The organism is Pseudoalteromonas sp. PAST1, from assembly GCF_021532515.1.
GTDB classification, from domain to species: domain Bacteria; phylum Pseudomonadota; class Gammaproteobacteria; order Enterobacterales; family Alteromonadaceae; genus Pseudoalteromonas; species Pseudoalteromonas simplex.
This window is the reverse complement of the sequence record NZ_JAKGBH010000029.1, coordinates 34,046-52,815: the sequence shown is the minus strand read 5'-3', so window position 1 is coordinate 52,815 and position 18,770 is coordinate 34,046. Positions and strand designations below refer to the sequence as shown.

Annotated in this window: 17 protein-coding genes; 1 reads left to right on the top strand and 16 read right to left on the bottom strand. The window is 40.3% G+C overall.

Features of this window, described 5'->3' with window-relative positions; translation table 11 throughout:
- Position 1 precedes the first annotated feature (1 nt).
- From speA to L1272_RS14825, 4 genes are all read right to left on the bottom strand, one after another.
- Positions 2 to 1,915: a biosynthetic arginine decarboxylase gene (gene speA / locus L1272_RS14840; RefSeq protein ID WP_135924153.1), complete on the bottom strand. Its 1,914-nt coding sequence runs from the start codon at positions 1,913 to 1,915 to the stop codon at positions 2 to 4.
- A 262-nt stretch (positions 1,916 to 2,177) separates the two neighbouring features.
- Complete coding sequence (locus tag L1272_RS14835) at positions 2,178 to 2,624, bottom strand: hypothetical protein (RefSeq protein WP_199529286.1); 447 nt, start codon at positions 2,622 to 2,624, stop codon at positions 2,178 to 2,180.
- 61 nt (positions 2,625 to 2,685) lie between these two features.
- A complete protein-coding gene (locus L1272_RS14830; RefSeq protein ID WP_054551633.1) occupies positions 2,686 to 3,147 on the bottom strand; it encodes a GNAT family N-acetyltransferase in 462 nt (153 codons plus the stop codon).
- 508 nt (positions 3,148 to 3,655) lie between these two features.
- On the bottom strand, positions 3,656 to 4,633 hold the full coding sequence (locus L1272_RS14825; RefSeq protein WP_235373741.1) for a transposase: 978 nt from the start codon (positions 4,631 to 4,633) through the stop codon (positions 3,656 to 3,658).
- A gap of 281 nt (positions 4,634 to 4,914) precedes the next feature.
- On the opposite strand from L1272_RS14825, the gene cysZ reads away from it, so the two are divergent.
- The gene (gene cysZ, locus L1272_RS14820; RefSeq protein WP_206004105.1) at positions 4,915 to 5,625 is read left to right on the top strand and encodes a sulfate transporter CysZ; all 711 of its coding nucleotides are present in this window, start codon (positions 4,915 to 4,917) and stop codon (positions 5,623 to 5,625) included.
- A 24-nt stretch (positions 5,626 to 5,649) separates the two neighbouring features.
- Here cysZ and L1272_RS14815 read toward each other — a convergent pair whose 3' ends face one another.
- The 12 genes from L1272_RS14815 to prmC form a co-directional block, all read right to left on the bottom strand.
- Positions 5,650 to 6,150, bottom strand: coding sequence for a hypothetical protein (locus L1272_RS14815; protein WP_138602671.1), 501 nt, complete (start codon positions 6,148 to 6,150; stop codon positions 5,650 to 5,652).
- Positions 6,150 to 9,725, bottom strand: a complete 3,576-nt coding sequence (locus L1272_RS14810) for a PKD domain-containing protein (RefSeq protein ID WP_194441630.1) — start codon at positions 9,723 to 9,725, stop codon at positions 6,150 to 6,152. The genes L1272_RS14815 and L1272_RS14810 overlap by 1 nt, the downstream gene beginning before the upstream one ends.
- 16 nt (positions 9,726 to 9,741) lie before the next feature.
- Positions 9,742 to 10,827 carry a 23S rRNA (cytidine(2498)-2'-O)-methyltransferase RlmM gene (gene rlmM, locus L1272_RS14805; protein WP_138602676.1) on the bottom strand — a complete coding sequence of 362 codons (1,086 nt, stop codon included), beginning with the start codon at positions 10,825 to 10,827 and terminating at the stop codon, positions 9,742 to 9,744.
- 9 nt (positions 10,828 to 10,836) lie between these two features.
- On the bottom strand, positions 10,837 to 11,205 hold the full coding sequence (locus L1272_RS14800) for a DUF423 domain-containing protein (protein WP_054551639.1): 369 nt from the start codon (positions 11,203 to 11,205) through the stop codon (positions 10,837 to 10,839).
- Entirely contained in the window at positions 11,202 to 11,846 is a 645-nt protein-coding gene (locus L1272_RS14795; RefSeq protein WP_194441631.1) for an alpha/beta family hydrolase, read from the bottom strand. The genes L1272_RS14800 and L1272_RS14795 overlap by 4 nt, the downstream gene beginning before the upstream one ends.
- Before the next feature lies 1 nt (position 11,847).
- Positions 11,848 to 12,744, bottom strand: a complete 897-nt coding sequence (locus L1272_RS14790) for a transcriptional regulator GcvA (protein WP_063706073.1) — start codon at positions 12,742 to 12,744, stop codon at positions 11,848 to 11,850.
- Positions 12,745 to 12,852: 108 nt separating this feature from the next.
- A complete protein-coding gene (gene kdsA, locus L1272_RS14785; protein ID WP_138619882.1) occupies positions 12,853 to 13,707 on the bottom strand; it encodes a 3-deoxy-8-phosphooctulonate synthase in 855 nt (284 codons plus the stop codon).
- 9 nt (positions 13,708 to 13,716) lie between these two features.
- Positions 13,717 to 14,970 carry a DUF819 family protein gene (locus L1272_RS14780; RefSeq protein ID WP_054551643.1) on the bottom strand — a complete coding sequence of 418 codons (1,254 nt, stop codon included), beginning with the start codon at positions 14,968 to 14,970 and terminating at the stop codon, positions 13,717 to 13,719.
- A 15-nt stretch (positions 14,971 to 14,985) separates the two neighbouring features.
- Positions 14,986 to 15,813 (bottom strand): tetratricopeptide repeat protein, encoded by an 828-nt coding sequence (locus L1272_RS14775; RefSeq protein ID WP_054551644.1) that lies wholly within the window; start codon positions 15,811 to 15,813, stop codon positions 14,986 to 14,988.
- 132 nt (positions 15,814 to 15,945) lie between these two features.
- On the bottom strand, positions 15,946 to 16,320 hold the full coding sequence (locus L1272_RS14770; RefSeq protein ID WP_054551645.1) for a SirB2 family protein: 375 nt from the start codon (positions 16,318 to 16,320) through the stop codon (positions 15,946 to 15,948).
- Between the two features lie 21 nt (positions 16,321 to 16,341).
- Complete coding sequence (locus L1272_RS14765; RefSeq protein ID WP_054551646.1) at positions 16,342 to 17,880, bottom strand: response regulator; 1,539 nt, start codon at positions 17,878 to 17,880, stop codon at positions 16,342 to 16,344.
- Between the two features lie 45 nt (positions 17,881 to 17,925).
- A complete protein-coding gene (gene prmC / locus L1272_RS14760; RefSeq protein WP_194441632.1) occupies positions 17,926 to 18,768 on the bottom strand; it encodes a peptide chain release factor N(5)-glutamine methyltransferase in 843 nt (280 codons plus the stop codon).
- Positions 18,769 to 18,770 lie beyond the last annotated feature (2 nt).

Genomic DNA, 18,770 nt, shown 5'->3' with positions numbered 1-18,770 from the left:
CTTATAACTCTTCTAAATAAGTGTAACCATTTAAGCCAGTTTGCAGCTCATCTAATACGCTTTGCTGCTCAGTTTCTGGCAATTTAGCTGCCACCAGCTGGGCGTAAGACTGCTGGAAGCTTTCTACATCTAAATGTACGTAACGCATCATGTCTGCAACGGTATCACCTTCGTTAACTTCAGTGATTTGCGCTTGACCTTGCTCATCCATTTTTATAATTGCACTGTGTGTGTCGCCAAATAAGTTATGCATATCACCTAAAATCTCCTGATAAGCACCCACTAAGAAAAAGCCCATTAAGTAAGGTTTTTCTTCGCTAAATGCTGGCACAGGTAATGTGCTTTCAATACCTTGACCGTCTACATAGTGCTCCATAGCACCGTCTGAATCGCAGGTAATATCAAGTAACACGGCGCGTTTTTGTGGTGCTTCTGTTAAACCACTTAGCGGTAGAACAGGAAACACTTGGTCAATACCCCATGCATCCGGTAATGACTGGAACAATGAAAAGTTCACAAAAAACTTATCTGCTAAACGCGCATTTAATTCATCAATAATCGGGCGATGAAAACGGTTTTTGTTATCCATATGTTTGTTAAGTTCATAACATACACGTAAGTTAACTTGCTCCGCCCATGCTCGCTCTGTTAAATCTAACAAACCAAGTGCAAACTGATTATGTGCTTCGGCTAAATCGCCTTGGCTATCGTGATAGATTTCGATTAATGCACGGTCGTCATTGTCATCACTTAACTGCTGCCATGATGTCCACATGTTTTTTAATAATAGTGGTGCATCAGCGGCTGGCGCTTGAATGTCTTCAGGTACATAGCTTTCGGTGCCGATAACATTCGAAATCAATACAGCATGGTGCGCTGTTAACGCACGACCTGACTCAGAAATAATGCGCGGCATTGGCTGCTCATATAACTTACAGGTATCACCAATGGTGTATACGATGTTATTAGCGTATTCACTTAGGCTGTAGTTCATTGAGTTATGTGACTGGCTACGAGTACCGTCATAATCTACCGCTAAACCGCCACCCACATCTAAGCAATCGATTTGTGCACCTAATTTACGTAACTCACAGTAAAAACGCGCAGCTTCACTCACACCTAAACGAACATCGCGGATGTTTGCCATTTGCGAGCCAAGGTGAAAGTGTACAAGTTGGATCAGATCAAGTTGATCAGACGCTTTTAAGCGATTGACCACACTGAGTACTTGCGATGCCGACAAACCAAATTTTGATTTTTCGCCACCACTTGCTTGCCACTTGCCCTTACCTTGCGACGCTAAACGTACACGAATACCAATGCGTGGCTTTACGTTTAACTCTTTTGCTTGGCTAAGCACCATGTCTAGCTCAGACAGTTTTTCAAGAACAATGTAAACCTTGTGGCCTAGCTTTTCGCCAATCAATGCTAAACGAATGTATTCTTGGTCTTTGTAGCCATTACACACAATGACAGCACTGGTTTTTTCTGCCATTGCTAATACAGTTAATAGCTCAGGTTTACTGCCCGCTTCTAGGCCCAATTGTTTCTTTTCAATATCAGCTTGGCTTGCAACAATTTCTTCAACAACTTCACGCTGTTGGTTTACTTTAATTGGGTAAACAAGCAAATAGTCTTTCGGATAACCATAATTTTCAATCGCCGTGTTAAATGCCTGACATAAGCTATGTACACGATGATGTAAAATTTGTGGAAAACGAACCAACGCAGGCAAGCTTAAGCCTTTGTCTTGTAACTGCTGTGCGATATCAATTAGTGCAATGGTTTGCTCTGGGGCATGGGCCTTTGGCGCAACATACACATCACCTTGATCATTAATACCAAAGAAACCTTGGCTCCAATGACGAACATTGTAACTCGTGCGAGCTTGTTCTAGTGATGTTGTTTCTTTCATCTATCTTTCTCTTTTATTTTAGTAATGCCGAAATCGGCAAGGGTTGTTGCCGCGCATTAAAAGAAAAATAGTGACTCAAGTCCAACAAGAATTTTTACTCGTAACGAGTGATTTTTGATGTGAAAAGCTAATCAACATCCCTAAATGTTTTTAAACCATATTTCAAGGGACAGTCACTGAAAATAGTATTTAATAGGATCACATTTAAAGGGACAGTCACTGTAGAATATATGTACTGGTAAATTACCTTTTCATATTGATTTTAATGGGCTGGTATTACTTTTGTGATTTCATCAGCGGCTGAAGAATTTGACCCTAACCATCTCCACGCTTCATATTGCTCGTTATCATGCCAAGTAATACCTATGTACTCTTGCCAGTTTTCGAAGTCTTTTGTGCGATATTTTTCAACCCCGCAACCTCCTGCGCCAAAAGAGGTGCGGCAAATTCTTATAGTGAGATAGGTGCCATCAAAATTCAGCTGCGATTGCTTATCAGCGCAAATACTTAAAGGACGAGTAGGAAATATAAGAATAACTTTTGTTTTTATAGTGCCATTATGGTTGAAGACACCAGAAAGACTGTAGCATGAGTTTAAATAGAGCTTAGTACTATTAATAATAAGGTCTGGTTGCCTACTCTGAGAAGTAATGGATACCTGTGAACTATCACCACAAGCAGCAATCAGAAAGAGCGTAACAAAGCCCAATAGTTGTAAGGTGAATTTATAAATAAAGATGACCTCACTAAAACATAGCTTACCACCTAAATTACTGATTTAGCCCAAGCTCCATAAACAAACTTTGTGGATTTTCGTTGTAATTACCAAACGGACCACAACGATTAAAACCTAAGTTTTCATATAAGCTAATTGACTCTGTTTGTTTAGGACCTGTTTCAAGACGAATAAGCGGTATTAGTTGCTCACCAGCTTGATGTAATAATATCTGCATAATTCGACGTGATAACCCTTTACCACGGTAGCTTGGTTTTACATATAAGCGGCGGATTTCACCATAAGGAGGGTTGCCTTCTTGCATAACGATTGCGCCGCATGCAACGATACCATCTTCATTTTTTAAGCCTATAGCATAAACATTAGGCTCAGCTAGCTCTTCAACACTTAAAGATTGAGCGGTAGCAACAGGGTATAGTGAGTTTATGAGTCGGTCTATATCAGAAAACACGCTTACTACTTCAGGATCATGTGGATTTAAATCGACTAACTGCATAAAACTCCCATTTTTATATGTCTTTTTTGTTAACTATGTGAACAATAGTATCGGATATTTCCATTATCCTCTACTGTAGTTTTCAATAATGATTTTATAGGTACTGTTCGGACCGACATACTATCTCTAAGTTCAACAGTATGTAACCAAAAAAACGCCAAGTTGATAAAAACTAAAGTCTAAACTACACCACACCATTCAAGGTTAATAATTTATACCTATAGATTTTTTACCAGAGATCACTTCAGAGTTCGTAAAGCCTTTTTAAAGGGACAGTCATTTAAAACCAACAACTATTGTATTTTTAAAATCTGAAGGCAGTGATTTAAAAATATAAAGGTTGAGTCAAAAAAATTACTAAACTTATTCTGTATTTATGTTTAGCTAGTGTGCTTCAGAGAGAATAGAGCTTTGACTTTAGCCTTCTAGGGCTAATTATTTCAAACAATTAAATTTAAAGCGTGAAGATACTAGCGATTTGAAATCACGTTAAAATAAACCTAGAAACTTAACTCGCTAATAAAATTCGGCTATTTGTAATGTTACTTCGTCGCTTGCGAGCTGTTTTAATACAATAACTTTCAATAGCACCCACTCGACCTGCAGCTCCATGAAATAAGTTTTCAAACTGAGTTGTTAGCGTTAACCAGTTTTCAGCTTCGAAATTCAGTCTTTCAAGAATAGGAGGTAAATGATGCTCTATATATCCCAGCTTATCCGCGCTGATACAACGCCCAGTTTGCTCCACAAGTAGCAGGTATGACTTTAACTCAAAAGGTATTCCCTTTGATTTATACTTACTCATGCCACCAATAAAACGAGCTAGTAATTTAGGTTGCTTTGACTCCTTCGCGCTTTCGCATCGCTTTTTAAAACTGGTATAGTCCGATTGCTCCGGCGTGCTCGCAGCTTTAGCACGAACAGGGTTTAAATCAACATAGGCCATGCAGGCTAAAAGCGCTGATTCATCAAGGAGCGCTTGGCTTTTAAAGCGCCCTTCCCAAAAATGCCCAGTACATTCATCTTCTTTATTTGCCCGTCTGGCAATATATTCATTTAGCATTCGCATGAACCAACTAATGCTCGAAAGGCGCGCTCTGTATTCTGCAACCTCTTTATTTAAGAAGACTTGTTGACCATCACTTAACGGCTCACCATGAAGGGCTTTTTGACCTAAAGGCGTCATTTTACTGAGCTTAAACCAGCGTAAAAGGATGGCTTTATCCGATAACCTATTTGCTTTTTTATCATCAACATAAAGCACAAGATGCGTATGATTGCTCATCACCGCATAAGCACACACATCAATGCAAAATACCTTTGCAAGAAAAAGCAGACGCTGTTCAACCCACCCTCTGCGGTGTTCATATGATTTGCCTGTGAGTGCGTCTTCTCCACAAAGGTAAGCGCGTCTGACGCAACGAGATACACAATGATAATATTTGGTGTTCGACAAACAGATTTGCCGCTTCCTTGCTAAAGCCATCGTCCACTCCTTGAACTGATAATCTGAAATGCATTAGCTGTAATTAAAGTGTAGACAAAGTTTTCTGTGCCGCAAGAGCAATAAATACTGTGACTGTCCATGTAAAGTTAAATTTTATTAAGAATTAGAGTGCCTATCCGACTTAAAGTGACTGTCCATGTAAGTCCATGTAAAGAGTTAAACACTTTGTTACGGAAAAAAGCTGTTCAAATATCGTCAAAACCCTATACTGCAAACAACAAGAAATAAGATGAGGTTTTCTCGTGCAGTTCACTCAAGGTATGGAATACTTCTTTTCTGGCTTTAAGTTAATTAGCCAAAAAGGGTTGAAACGTTTTGTACTTATTCCTTTATTAATCAATATTCTGCTTTTTGGTAGTTCGCTGTTCTTTTTGTATGGCTGGCTCACCGATGGCTTTGCTTACATGAACTCGTTATTACCAGAATGGCTTAGCTGGCTCGAGTGGCTAATGTGGCCAATTGCTGTGCTGGTGATTTTATTTAGTTACAGTATGCTCTTCACAGTTATAACAAACTTTATAGCAGCCCCATTTAACGGCCTACTCAGTGAAAAAGTCGAGCTTTATCTCACTGGGCAAAAAATTAATGACGATAGTCTTTTCGATACAATGAAAGATGTGCCACGTATGTTAGGTCGAGAATGGACAAAACTTTGCTATTACCTGCCGCGCGCTATAGGCTTTTTTATCTTACTGTGGATTTTACCTGTGATCGGTCAAGTTTTATGGGTGTTATTCACTTGCTGGATGTATGCAGTGCAATATGAAGACTATGCGTTCGATAACCATAAAATTAGTTTTAACGAAATGAAAAATGACTTAAAGCAAAAGCAAACATTATCTTATGGCTTTGGTTTAGCTGTCATGATTTTAACTGCTATCCCATTCGTAAACCTAATTGTTATGCCCGTTGCTGTTTGCGGTGGCACACGGTTATGGGTTGAAAACTATCGAAGCCAATATCGAAGTTAAAATGTTTGAAAAGCCAGTAGAAAACTATTGGCTTTTCAATACACTATAATTTAATTTAACTGGTAAAGGGTCTGATAACTCGGTGCCAAAGCGAGGTTCATCAAATTGACTAATAACCACCGTAAATCTTTCTTCCCCCATATTGAGTATAAATGGGGTCCCTATCTTTGCTAGCTCTGAAATTTGTTTGTGTTTATTTTCTAATAAAACAGTGCCTGAACCTTTATTTTTAACTAAAAGTGCATGTGCGTTATTCCCTAAAACAATCCTAGCTTGATGTGATTCGCGATATTCAGCCCGCCATTGCCCTCTTTGGTATAGAGTGTATATGATTGAGATCCCATCGGGTTCAACGATACGTCCCTCTTGAATTTTACAATGTTGGCAACCAATTACTGAGCCTGATTTCCAGTTTACTGGCTGCCCATCATAATTTAATCTAGATGACATATGCCATTGAGGTTCAACATCTGGTGTGCATGCAACACAACATATCAACATAAAAAATATAACCAGATACTTCACTACTTAATCCCTTGCTTTTCTCTAGCAGCTTTAATTTCATTAAGAAGTTTTAAAGGTGGCGCTTGCTCTTCAATCATTCGTTGTTGTATATGCTTCGACACGTCTTTTTGATCGCTATCTTGCTGATGAACACCGAAGCGATTGCCAGAGAACAAGGTATAAAAACGAAGTTCAATCAAACTCCACTCATCAACATCATTTAGCACTGTTACGGCGGTATCATCATTCGTATCTTGGCTTAGAGTTTCAGTCAAATCAGCATTACAATTAAAATCTACAGCAGCAGAGCCGGGATACCTTAAACCATTAGCCTCTATTATATTATTTTCGTCTATGGAACTTCCGAGTCCATGCGAATAAGACATTACAAAATTTTCAGGAGAGTCAAATGGGCTATTAGTCAAATCCGCAGTTTGTACGGCACAATTGGCATTCTCACGATAGCGACTCGAATAATAGCGATCTCCCTCATTATCCCCTATCGTCGGTAATCCTCTCAACTGATAAAGGTAATTCATAATACTCAAATGATTTGGTTTATAGTTTGTACTTTCATCACCACCATGCTCTAAACCTAAATTATGGCCAAGCTCATGCATTATCGTTGATGCTTGGTAGTTGAAGGTTAAATTTCGAGATATTTCGTTATCAAGTGATAACCCCCAATTCCCCATACTTATCATCAAATCATTACCACTTAATTCAGCAACCCCTGAAGAACCCGCACTGCCATCAATGTTTCGACTATTAGCCATTAACATATAATGAAATATCGGCTTACGTCTCATGTCGAAGTTTGCCATTTTATAATGAAACAAACTCTCAACACCTTGGTTAAAGTTATAAGGTGTATATTGTCTAAAGGTTACTTGATCACCCCCTCCTAAATCATGATCTTGTACAGATATTCCCCCTGCTTGGTGGTACAAATCCCCCACATCAAAGTGAACAACAATGCCTTGCTCAGCGAACGAGCTTACCACTTTTTCCAATGCTGTTTGGTGCGGTATTATTCCCGCATCACTGCTATCCATATAATCCACTTCAATAAAGATATCTTTTTGATTAACTCTAGCTCCCCAAGCATGCAGAGGTAATCCAGAAAAAGTTGACCCAGGGAGTTCTGAACAGTCAGGAATACCATCTTCATCACTGTCATCTTCGCAGCTAACATCATTAACACCCGCCGGTGTCGTAAATTGGCTATAGTGCCAATCAGATGATGAATTAGTATCTGTGTTATCTATATCTCTTTTAATACTTGAGCCAGTTACATTAGAAATGACAGGTGCTGAGCCTGTTTGCCATTGTCCTGCCGTCAGAGGCTCAGTAGTGTCATTGCCAAATCGAACAAAATCCACAGTGCTTCCCGAGTCACGCGTTAGCAATTCAACAAACCCATTCAAAAACCAATAAGGGCGAACCGTGGAGTCAATATCACCAATAAAAGCGATAGATTTATTTTGCTCAGTTGTATCGTAAAATAATTGATCCCCAAAACCACTATGAACTATGAGATATTCCTCAGGAGCAATCACTTGGTCAGGCAAATTAAAAATTGTTGCGGCCGAAATACTATTATCAGAACTGTCACGACTTTTTACTCGTACACTGTAATCAGCTAAATTAACACTACTATCGGTTCCGTTATAAAGTTCAAACCAAGGCGTGTCGTTGCTAAAACGAATAGCGACAACCTCAGTTATCTTTAAATCATTACTTCCAGTTGTAAAAGTAGAAACTACTTGGGCTAAAGCAGGTGTATCAGCAAAATTAACTAAGTCTTCGGTTAATCTTAACGCATATTCTGTTGCTTGATTAAAAGCAGCTGTAAACTCAATATTGTTAAAATATTCATTGTCATTTCCTTGTGGTCCCGTCATCTCTAATGAGTCGATTGCTAAGCAAGTTTCAAAATTATCAGCTGATAATTGCACACTTCCCTCACATACACCATTGGCGCTATTAACAACTAAACTCGATGACTTCATCACATCAGACATCGATAACATAACTCGAGCATTTACACTCACAGCAGAGGCTGCATCTTCAGGGCTTACATTTACAACAGTGGCTGCACTAGTATCTGTAATTGTCACGCTCACTGTCGCTTGGGCACTCTGAGTTCCATCCGATACAGTTACAGTAAAAGGCGCTTGCGATATGCTATTTGATGCAGGTTGATAAAGATAACGAAAAGTTGTTGCATCAACTAAAGTGATACTCGCCCCAGCTAACTGCTGAGAAAAACTAATAGTTAACTCATCCCCATCAATATCACTCGCGTCTATAGTAAATTCACTACTTTCATTAAACTCTGTAGTAATAGCAATATCAGACACTGTGGGTGGTTTATTAACATGAATGATCATAAATGTGAGGCTTGCTGAAGATATTGCTCCTTGATCATCTACCGCAGTGATCCGAAATATCACCTCGGTATTTTCAGACACTTCTGGCGCTGTGAAAGTAATAGTTTCGCCATTTTGCACAAAATCTACTGATGGTCCACTTAATTGCTGCCACTCAATATCTGCTATAACCCCGTCGCTGTCTGTAACAACCACAGAGACAGAAGCTTGCGTTAACTCAGTAATATCAGCAATCGCATCGAGGGTAATGACAGGCGCAAGATTTATGTAATTTTCAACCACAACACTAAATTCTGCAGAGCTTGTAGCTCCATCATCATCAGTTGCTGTTACTTGGAAGGTAATTTCATCATTTGTTTCTACTTCAGGGGCCGTATAATTTATTAAATTATCAGTTGCAGTAAATTCGGTAATCGGGCCTGAAGTTTGCACCCAGCTATAGCTAATAATACTACCATCACTGTCTGTTGCCGTAGCTGTTAATACTCCTTCAGCCCCTTCTTGAATATTTTGCGAACCAGTTATACTCACTGATGGAGCACTGTTTGCGCTTACATCTATAGTAAAAAGCGCCGTGCTTTGTTCACCAAAACTATCAGTAACTGTCACCGAAAAAACAAGCTGAGTTAAGGTTGCAACATTTGGTGTGGTAAAACTAATTGTGCTCGATCCATTTTCAAACTCTACATCTGGACCAGCCGTTTGCTGCCAATCATAACTAATAACCTCTCCATCAGAATCTGAGGCATTTGCACTAAGAGAAATATTGTTACTAGAAGAGGATATCTGAGGACCAGCAACCGATATTGTCGGGGCTTGATTAACATTAATAATGGTAATAGTGATACTGGTTGTAGCTGTTGCGCCTTGATTATCAGTAACGCGCAAAGAAAATGAGACATCTGTGTCAGTATCTACTGCAGGAATTGATACATTGATTTGTTGACCGTTTGCTGCAAAATCGATAGAAGGACCACCAGTTTGCTGCCAAGAAAAGTCGGCTATAGAACCATCACTATCGTTGGCTGACGCACTTAATGAAAGTGTTGCCAGCTCATTGACCTCAGTATCACCAGAAATACTTACTTGTGGCGCTTGGTTCTCAGCATTATTAGACTCTTCACTCCCTCCACCACCTCCACAAGCCGTTAAAAAAATGGAAAATAAAATACTAAGCCCAAGTAACTTTATTCTATTCTCCATTTTTAAGCCCTCGCGATTAACTGTATAAACTTTGTGGCACCTTAGTTACATTTAAATGAACCGTGACCTCTTCACGGTCATGGTATAAGTGCTTAGCTTGTAGTTCGTAACTTACGCCATATTTATCAAGCTCTTCTTTAATCATTTTTAAGCACTCGTAAACGCTATCAAAACGTTTTTTCATCGGTAGTTTAAGATTAAAAATAAGCTCTTTTGCGTAGGCGTTTACCGCCCAATCAATCATAAGGTTAGTCACTTTTGCTGGCTTTTCCACCATGTCACAGACTAACCATTGAATATTGCGCTTTTCTGGACGGTATTTAAAACCATCGACCCTAAAATGCTTAACTTGCCCTGTTTCCATCAAGTCATCGTTCATAGGACCATTATCAATTGCGCTTACAAACATACCTCGGCGCACCAATTGATATGTCCAGCCCCCTGGGCAAGCACCTAAATCAACGCCTCGCATGCCAGGTTGCATACGTTCTTCAGCTTCATGAGGTGGAATAAACACGTTAAAGGCTTCATCGAGTTTTAACGTTGAGCGGCTTGGCGCATCACTCGGCATACGTAAACGCGGGATACCCATAAAGAAAGGCGAATTATTGAATGTATATGAATAGCCAACATAAGCACTGTCGTTTGCTAAAAATAACACATGCATAACAGGTTTTTTCTCAGCAATTTCGCGTGTTACCTTCGAGCGCTTTTCAAGCGATTTTTTCAGAGGTGTAGAAATCTTTTTGCAGAACTTACTCAGCTCTTTACCTTCGTTGGTATCTGGCGTTTCTACGCGTAGGTCACCACATTCAGGAAACTCAGCGGCAGCATCAACAATAGCACTAACGCGGTCTTCAAGTGGCATGTTATCGACTAAGGCGCCAGTAAACCATTGGCGCGCAAATACCATATTCTTGAAATCGACTTTTTTGATGATTTCTTCACCGTGGCTTGCATCAAAACACTCGTAAACAACAATCCCCGTATTTGGTTTTGTTTTTACGTAACCTGCAAAGCCTTGTTCAGCAGCCTGAAAAGTAATTTCAGCAGCGGCATCATTTTCAAAACCACTGCGACAATAAATAACTACACTCGACATAGATAACCCTTAAAACTTATATCGTGCTGCTTGAACTAACAAAATAGCCCAACCAATAATAAAACAAACACCGCCAATTGGGGTGATAGGCCCAAGCCACTTCATGCCCGTTAGTGCGAGTAAATACAAACTACCGCTAAATAACACGGTACCTGCGATAAAAAATCCACCAGCCCAACTTAAGTTCATACCCCATTTAATTAAGATAGCAATTGCTATCAGTGCAAGGCCATGCACCATTTGGTATTCAGCAGCGGTTTTAAAAATTCCAATTGCGTACTCAGAAACGCGGCTTTTTAAACCATGAGCAGCAAATGCGCCAAGCATTACTGAAAGCATGCAAAATAAGCTACCAATCATTAAATAGAGTTTGATCATTGCGTATCTCCAGCCGCTAAATTCAAAATAAACTGCGCTGCATAATCTGCAGCTTGCTGTAAGTTTTCTTGCTCTGTAATGCCACTTTTTTTACGTGGTTTTAATGAGTGGTCACCATCTTTTAGAAATTTAATCTCGGGTGGGTTAACCATTTCAAGTTCAGCGAGTTCTTGCTGATCACCAAACGTATCGCGCTCACCTTGCAGCACTAAAAATGGGCATGGCATATCAACAAAATGATCTATACGCAGTTTATCGGGTTTACCCGGTGGGTGAAACGGATAGCCAAAAGCCACAACGCCAGCAATTTGAGCTTGGTCTTGCTCAGTACAAAGCATCGAAGCCATACGCCCCCCCATAGATTTACCCCCAATAAATAGCGGCAATTCTGGCTGGCGCTCGGCTAAAATTTCACTAAAGTAGGCAAGTAACTTAGGAGCACGCTCGGGTGGCCTACGCTTGCCCGTTTCTTTAGCAATTTGCATATACTGAAAATCAAACAAGGCTACATCAATCCCATGCTGACTAATCAAGTTAGCCATTGTTTGCATAAACTCAGAATCACTGCCTGCCCCTGCACCATGGGCAAATATAAACTGTGCGCGAGCTTTGCCCGTTGCACTTTTAAACCACTGTAACATGTTAATACTCTTGTTCTTGCTCTACTAAGCTCAGCATCCAGTCTTTAAAAGACACTATTTTGCCAAGCTCTGTTTGCGATTCGCGGATCACTAAATAGTATGCATTTTTACTTTCTAATGAGTGATTAAATGGAATAACTAGACGACCCGCATCAATATCAGGTTTTGCTAAAACGCTATTACCAATGGCAACCCCCTGTCCATGCACCGCGGCTTGCAATACCATTGATGAGTGACTAAAAATCGGCCCTTGGTTAACTTGTACATTACGCACACCAGCCGTTTTCATCCAGGTTTTCCAGTTTTTACGGGTGGTATCATGCAATAAGGTATGATTTGCTAAATCACTGGGTTGATTAAGTGGCTTAGGGCCCGTTAACAGCAATGGGCTACATAATGGCACTAGATATTCAGTATGCAGCTTATATGTCTGTACCCCACTCCAGTGGCCACGACCATAATAAATAGCAATATCTACATCGTCAGAAAGTGAGTTTTCATCCTGATCTTGCGCTTTAATTCGCACGTCGATTTCTGGATGTAATTCATTAAATAAACTAAGTCTGGGCACTAACCATTGAATCGCAAAACTTGGCGTTAAACTTACCGTGAGTGACCCTTTCGCACCGCGGGCAAGTAGTTTTTCTGTGGCATCAATCAGCTGAGTAAAAATTTCTTTTATATCTAAAAAGTAACCTTGCCCTTCTTCGGTTAACAGCAAAGAACGATTCTTACGTAAAAACAGCTTTAACCCTAAATGCTCTTCAAGGGTTTTAATTTGATGGCTCACCGCAGCCTGCGTTACATATAGCTCTTCTGCTGCTTTTGTAAAGCTCAAATGGCGGGCAGCGGCTTCGAAAGCTTTTAGTGCATTTAAAGGAGGTAAACGACGAGACATAAACACCAAACTTAGAATTAGTTTTTCTTATGCGTCGATTATAGCGATACAAATAAAAAAAGGCGACCATGGTCGCCTTTTTCATACTTAAATACTTATATATTTAAATTATAAATCGCTTGCGCTGGTATCGAGTGGTGCAAAGCTTTTAACTAACTCATCAACCGCTTTCATTTGCGATAAATAACCTTCTAGCTTGCTTAGTGCAAGTGCACATGGGCCATCACATTTTGCTTCATTCGGATTAGGGTGCGCTTCAATAAATAAACCCGCAATACCTAATGCCATACCACTGCGAGCAAGTTCTGCAGCTTGTGCACGGCGACCATCCGCAGAGTCAGCTCGGCCTCCTGGGCGTTGTAATGCGTGCGTTGCATCAAAGATAACCGGCGCCATAGGCTTCATGTCATCCATACCAAGCATATCAACCACAAGATTGTTATAACCAAAACTAGTACCACGCTCACACAGTGCAACATTGTTGTTGCCCGCTTCATTAAACTTTTTAATGATATGACGCATTTCGTGTGGAGCTAAAAACTGTGGCTTTTTCACATTGATAATAGCGCCAGTTTTTGCCATGGCTACAACTAAGTCAGTTTGACGAGCAAGGAATGCCGGTAACTGAATTACATCAACCACTTCAGCCACAGGCGCAGCTTGATGCGGCTCATGTACGTCAGTGATCAGTGGCACATTAAAAGTAGATTTAATTTCTTCAAAGATTTTTAAACCTTCTTCCATACCAGGACCGCGGTATGAATTAATTGAAGAGCGGTTCGCTTTATCAAAAGATGCTTTAAAAACGTATGGAATGTTTAGCTTTGATGTAACTTCTACATAATGCTCCGCAATTCGCATCGCTAAATCACGTGATTCAAGTACGTTCATACCGCCAAACAATACAAATGGTTTGTCGTTGGCTAATTCAATCTCGTTAATTTTAATTAACTGGTTGTTCATTTCTATTCCTTAAGGTGCAACAGCTTGTAGCATTAATCCACAAATATAAGCCATGTAAGTACCAACACCATAGCCTAAAACAGCAAGTAAAACACCTACTGGCGCAAGTGATGGGTGGAATGCTGATGCAACAACAGGTGCTGATGCTGCGCCGCCTACATTGGCCTGAGAGCCTACCGCCATATAAAACAGTGGTGCTTTAATTAGTTTCGCCACAATAAGCATTAAGCTTGCGTGAGTAATCATCCAAATAACACCGAGTACGAAGTACATTGGTGAATCAAAAATCGCGGTAATATTCATGTGTAAGCCAATTGAAGCAACAAGAATATATAAAAAGCTTGATGCTACTTTTGACGCACCAAAAGCTTCAATATGGCGAACTTTAGTAAACGATAAACTAATACCAATTGTGGTAGAGATAACGATTAACCAGAAGAATTTACTGTTTAAACTATACTCTTGTGCCCACGGGAAGTTAGCCCCAAAAAACGGACCTAAAAAGTCAGCACAAAAATGTGCAAGGCCAGTAATACCAAAGGCAATTGCGATAATCGTCATGTAATCATTTAGAGTTGGCATGCGCGCATGCTCAGCATGATACTTTTCTACGCGCTCTTTTAAATCTTCAATTGCACGCGTATCTGCGCCTGTTTTAGCATCAATCGCCTTATGGTTTGCTGCCATTAATAACAGTACGGCCATCCATAAGTTAGCCACAATTACGTCAACAGTCACCATTGCAGAGAAGATATCGCCGCCTACTTCAAACATTTCTTTCATTGAAGCTTGGTTTGCGCCGCCACCAATCCAGCTACCGGCGATAGTCGTCATACCACGCCACACTGCGTCAGGGCCATGGCCGCCCACAGCTTCTGGGTAAACGGCGCTCATTACTAAGATAGCCAAAGGGCCACCAATAACAATACCCAAGGTACCTGTTAAAAACATGATTAATGCTTTTGGCCCAAGGTTTAGGATCGCTTTTAAATCAATACTGATGGTAAGCAATATTAAGCAAGCTGGCAGTAAATAGCGTGACGCTACAAAATATACATTCGAAGAATGACCATCAACAATCCCAAAAGTATTGAGTAATGATGGTAAAAAGTAGCAAAGCAATAATGCTGGTACATATTTATAAAATTTTTGGCAGGCAGCATTATTACTGTGCGAGGTTTTAAAAATAAACCCCAAAATAACGGCAAGCAAACCAAGTACGACTGCGTCATTGGTAATTAGCGCACTGTGGGCGTCAGTCATAAATGTTCCTTTAAATTAGTGGTGTGTATTATTGTTGTCTTCTATTTCAGCAATCTGGTGCTGAATTAATTCGATAGCGGGATCATCTGGGCACTCATTAATAAAGTACTGCAAATCATCACGCGCCATTTTTGGGCAATCTAGCTGATTAAGTAAATAGCCGCGGTCACGACGCTCATAAGGGTCATCACCAAGTAATTCCATCAGCATATCAACACAATGCAATGCATGACCAAATTTACTTTCGCTGATGAACGACCATTTTTGCTGTGCTAGATACAGCTTATAAAGCTCTTCTTCAAAAATCAGTTCAAGCGGTTCTTGCTCATCACCATTTTCTTCACAGGCATTCTCAGGTGTTATATACCAGCTCTGCTGACCTGTGCTTGGCTCAATTAAATAGCCCTCTTCATCACTCATCCCAACGTGAACGTGCACGTCTCCCTGACTAAGTGTGACCGTGGCATCAAGTTCAGCATGCTGTAATAAATGACAAAGTAAAATTGCCAGCGTGGTTTGCGTGCCACTGCGCATAGTAATGGTATAGCTAAAGCTATTTAACGTGTACTCTGGCACTTTTAAGCTTGATGAGCTAAACAGCCATTGCTGATAAAAGGTATCAAGTAACTTATCGAGACGCTCATGTGGCTCTTTTAATTCGGCGCAAAGAGCTGTTACCGTATTTTCAAGCTCATTAAGGGTGTCATAACAGGCTGTTAAATCAGCTTGTTGATCCCACTTTAATTCAGCGTCGATACAACGATAAAGCACTTTAGAAGAAAATGCGTCAAAGGCCTCATCTTGATAGGATTCATTTTGATCTTCAAACCAAGGGGTGGTCATTTATACTGCTACATCTCTTTCAAAAACGAACAGCTAGTTTACCTACTTTTGCTTTAAGTTACCAATACTGAGCGTTGAGATATAAAAAAGCGGTACGACAGCCAATGCAATCAAATACCGCTCAGAGATTTGTTATAAAAGAAGTGCTGTTTTTGCAGATGCTAAATAACCAATTACTAATAAAATAAGCGTGGTGATCGCAAGTAATACAAGCTTCGCGCTTTTTGCACTTTGCTTAGCGGCAACCACACCGAGTACAATATAAGCAACCACTAAGATTATCTTTTCTAATAACCAAGATTGTTCAAGCGGGTTAAAACCGGCCATTACAATTAATGCCACTGCAGAAATAAGTAATAAGGTGTCGATACTGTGGCTGCCGATAAACACTACTTTGTTTTTTGCCAGAACGCCCGTCTTTAAGCGAGAGAAAGAACGAACGTAGAATAAGATAATACTCAACACGGCAAATAACATGTGAGTATGTTTTACTGCTAAATAATCCATATGCCCCTAATTTTATTTTAATTAATCTGGATAACGTACAAGTACGTCTTCTATTTCTTTAATTCGCTGATTAAACACATCAATCAACTTTGGATCAAATTGTTTGCCCTGTTGCGCGTTAATTTCTTTCACAACATCGTCAAGCGACCACGGCTCTTTGTAGCAGCGCTTATGACGTAGTGCATCAAATACATCAGCTAAAGCAACGATGCGACCTGCAATAGGGATGTCTTCGCCTTTCAACCCTTTCGGGTAGCCTGAACCATCCCAACGCTCATGGTGTGACAACGCAATCACTGCGCCAGTATTAACAATGTCACGATTGGAGTCTTTTAAAATTAAATGACCTTTTTCAGCATGAAGTTGCATGATAGCCCACTCTTCATCGGTCAATGGCCCCGGCTTATTTAATATAGCGTCGGGAATACCCACTTTACCCACATCATGCAATGGCGCAGCTAAGCGAATAAGCTCTGCTTCGCGTTTTGATAGACCATAGCCCATGGCAAGTTCATAACAAATGTGCGACACACGCTTTACATGGTTACCTGTTTCTGTTGAACGTTGCTCTAACGCTTCACTGAGCCTAAATACTAACTCTTGTTGTGTTGCTTCGATTTCAGATTGTAACTGTACATTTTCATACGCCAGCTGCACATTTTGCGAAAAGATTTCAATCAAGTGACGCTGAGTGTCGGTTAAATGCTTAGGGATACCTGAAATAAACAACATGGAATTATGATTATATTCACTACTGCAATAGGCAAATAAATAGTTCTCACGATAAACAATGGTTTTTTCATTTAAAGCTTGCTGACAGGCTTGAAGCTGATCGTGACTTAACACCTCTTCAATCGCCTTGCCTTCACTGCGTTCAAACTCACCTCGGCCCGAAAACACCACTAGCTTCTTTTGGTTATCTTGCGGGTTACTCGCAACTAAACTGGTTGCATACATGGCCTGATCAACGGTTCCTAATAATGAGGTAAGTTGTTGCATCACCCCTTCAATAAAGCTTTCAAGAGAATGAGTTGAAAAGATATCACGTGAAGCTTTAATTATTTTTTCAAGGCCTTGACGAGATTGTTCTATCGACAAAATATCACGATATGAACGCAAGCTCGACATCACTACTGTGAACAGTTTTTGTGCTGTTAATTCAGTTTTTGATTTGTAGTCATTGATATCGTAATTAACGATGACTTGACGCTCTGGTGCTTGCCCAGGCTGACCAGTGCGAAGAATGATACGAATATGATTATTTTTTGCGGTTTCACGAATAAACTTGGCAACTTTAAGGCCGGCATCGTCGGTTTCCATAACCACATCGAGTAATACGATAGCCGCATCTGGATGCTCTTGAATTACTTGCTTAGCTTCTTCACCTGAATAAGCACTAATAAACTCTAAACGTTTATCTTGAAATTCAAAGTCACTCAACGCAAGCTTTGTTACGGCATGTACTTCTGGCTCGTCATCAACGACGATGACTTTCCAACTACCCTGAACCACCTCATTAACTTCGTCAAGTGCTTCATCCGAAAACAAAAAATCATCCATTCTATGGGATCCTCAAAGGCTATGTACGCACAGTGCGCTTTATTGTTATTTAGGCCATTGTGCTAACGTTACACGGTCATTACCGCCAAGATCTTTAATTGTAAGTATATGGCTATACGACATTTGTGCAAAAAATTCTTGTACCTTCACACTTTGTTTGTAGCCATGTTCAATTAAAAGATAGCCATTTGTTGCTAAATAGTCACGTGCGATAGTAATAATTTGTTTAATATCAGCCATACCGTCGTCATCTGCAACTAATGCAGAGAGCGGCTCAAAGCGAACATCGCCTTGGCTTAAATGCTCATCATCATGTTCAATATACGGAGGATTGCTCACAATTAGGTCAAACTTTTGTGTACTTACTGCACTAAACCAGTTGCTCAACGCAAAAGTGGCGTTGTTAATATTGAGTCGTTGTTTGTTCTCTTTGGCAAGCTCAACTGCATCAGCCACTCTATCAACCCCTATCACCTTCCAATTAGGCATTTCACTGGCTAATGCCAAAGCAATTGCCCCTGTGCCAGTGCCTAAATCAAGCACGTTTGCAGCCGTAGGTAGCTCAAGGCCTAAGGCATATTCTACTAACGTTTCGGTATCAGGTCTTGGGATCAGGGTTGTTGGATTAACCTTTAAAGGAAGACTCCAAAATTCACGAAAGCCAACAATATGAGCAACTGGTTCACCATTTAAACGACGCTGACATGCTTGTTCAAAATCACGTTGTTGCTGTTCGGTAAGTTGTTTTTCGGGCCAAGTAAATAAGTAACTACGAGGTTTATCAAGAATGGATAATAACAGGACTTGTGCGTCTAACTTAGCACTGTCGCTGCTAGGCGTTAATAACGCCGTTGCAGCAACAATTGCTTGTTCAATGCATTGTGGCACGA

What these genes read in the sequence shown, in the direction of transcription:
- L1272_RS14775 (WP_054551644.1), bottom strand. Translation starts at nt 15,813, where the DNA reads ATGACCACCCCTTGGTTTGAAGATCAAAATGAATCCTATCAAGATGAG.
- speA (WP_135924153.1), bottom strand. Translation starts at nt 1,915, where the DNA reads ATGAAAGAAACAACATCACTAGAACAAGCTCGCACGAGTTACAATGTT.
- L1272_RS14810 (WP_194441630.1), bottom strand. Translation starts at nt 9,725, where the DNA reads ATGGAGAATAGAATAAAGTTACTTGGGCTTAGTATTTTATTTTCCATT.
- L1272_RS14765 (WP_054551646.1), bottom strand. Translation starts at nt 17,880, where the DNA reads ATGGATGATTTTTTGTTTTCGGATGAAGCACTTGACGAAGTTAATGAG.
- rlmM (WP_138602676.1), bottom strand. Translation starts at nt 10,827, where the DNA reads ATGTCGAGTGTAGTTATTTATTGTCGCAGTGGTTTTGAAAATGATGCC.
- kdsA (WP_138619882.1), bottom strand. Translation starts at nt 13,707, where the DNA reads ATGAACAACCAGTTAATTAAAATTAACGAGATTGAATTAGCCAACGAC.
- L1272_RS14790 (WP_063706073.1), bottom strand. Translation starts at nt 12,744, where the DNA reads ATGTCTCGTCGTTTACCTCCTTTAAATGCACTAAAAGCTTTCGAAGCC.
- L1272_RS14780 (WP_054551643.1), bottom strand. Translation starts at nt 14,970, where the DNA reads ATGACTGACGCCCACAGTGCGCTAATTACCAATGACGCAGTCGTACTT.
- cysZ (WP_206004105.1), top strand. Translation starts at nt 4,915, where the DNA reads ATGGAATACTTCTTTTCTGGCTTTAAGTTAATTAGCCAAAAAGGGTTG.
- L1272_RS14825 (WP_235373741.1), bottom strand. Translation starts at nt 4,633, where the DNA reads ATGGCTTTAGCAAGGAAGCGGCAAATCTGTTTGTCGAACACCAAATAT.
- L1272_RS14800 (WP_054551639.1), bottom strand. Translation starts at nt 11,205, where the DNA reads ATGATCAAACTCTATTTAATGATTGGTAGCTTATTTTGCATGCTTTCA.
- L1272_RS14770 (WP_054551645.1), bottom strand. Translation starts at nt 16,320, where the DNA reads ATGGATTATTTAGCAGTAAAACATACTCACATGTTATTTGCCGTGTTG.
- L1272_RS14795 (WP_194441631.1), bottom strand. Translation starts at nt 11,846, where the DNA reads ATGTTACAGTGGTTTAAAAGTGCAACGGGCAAAGCTCGCGCACAGTTT.
- L1272_RS14830 (WP_054551633.1), bottom strand. Translation starts at nt 3,147, where the DNA reads ATGCAGTTAGTCGATTTAAATCCACATGATCCTGAAGTAGTAAGCGTG.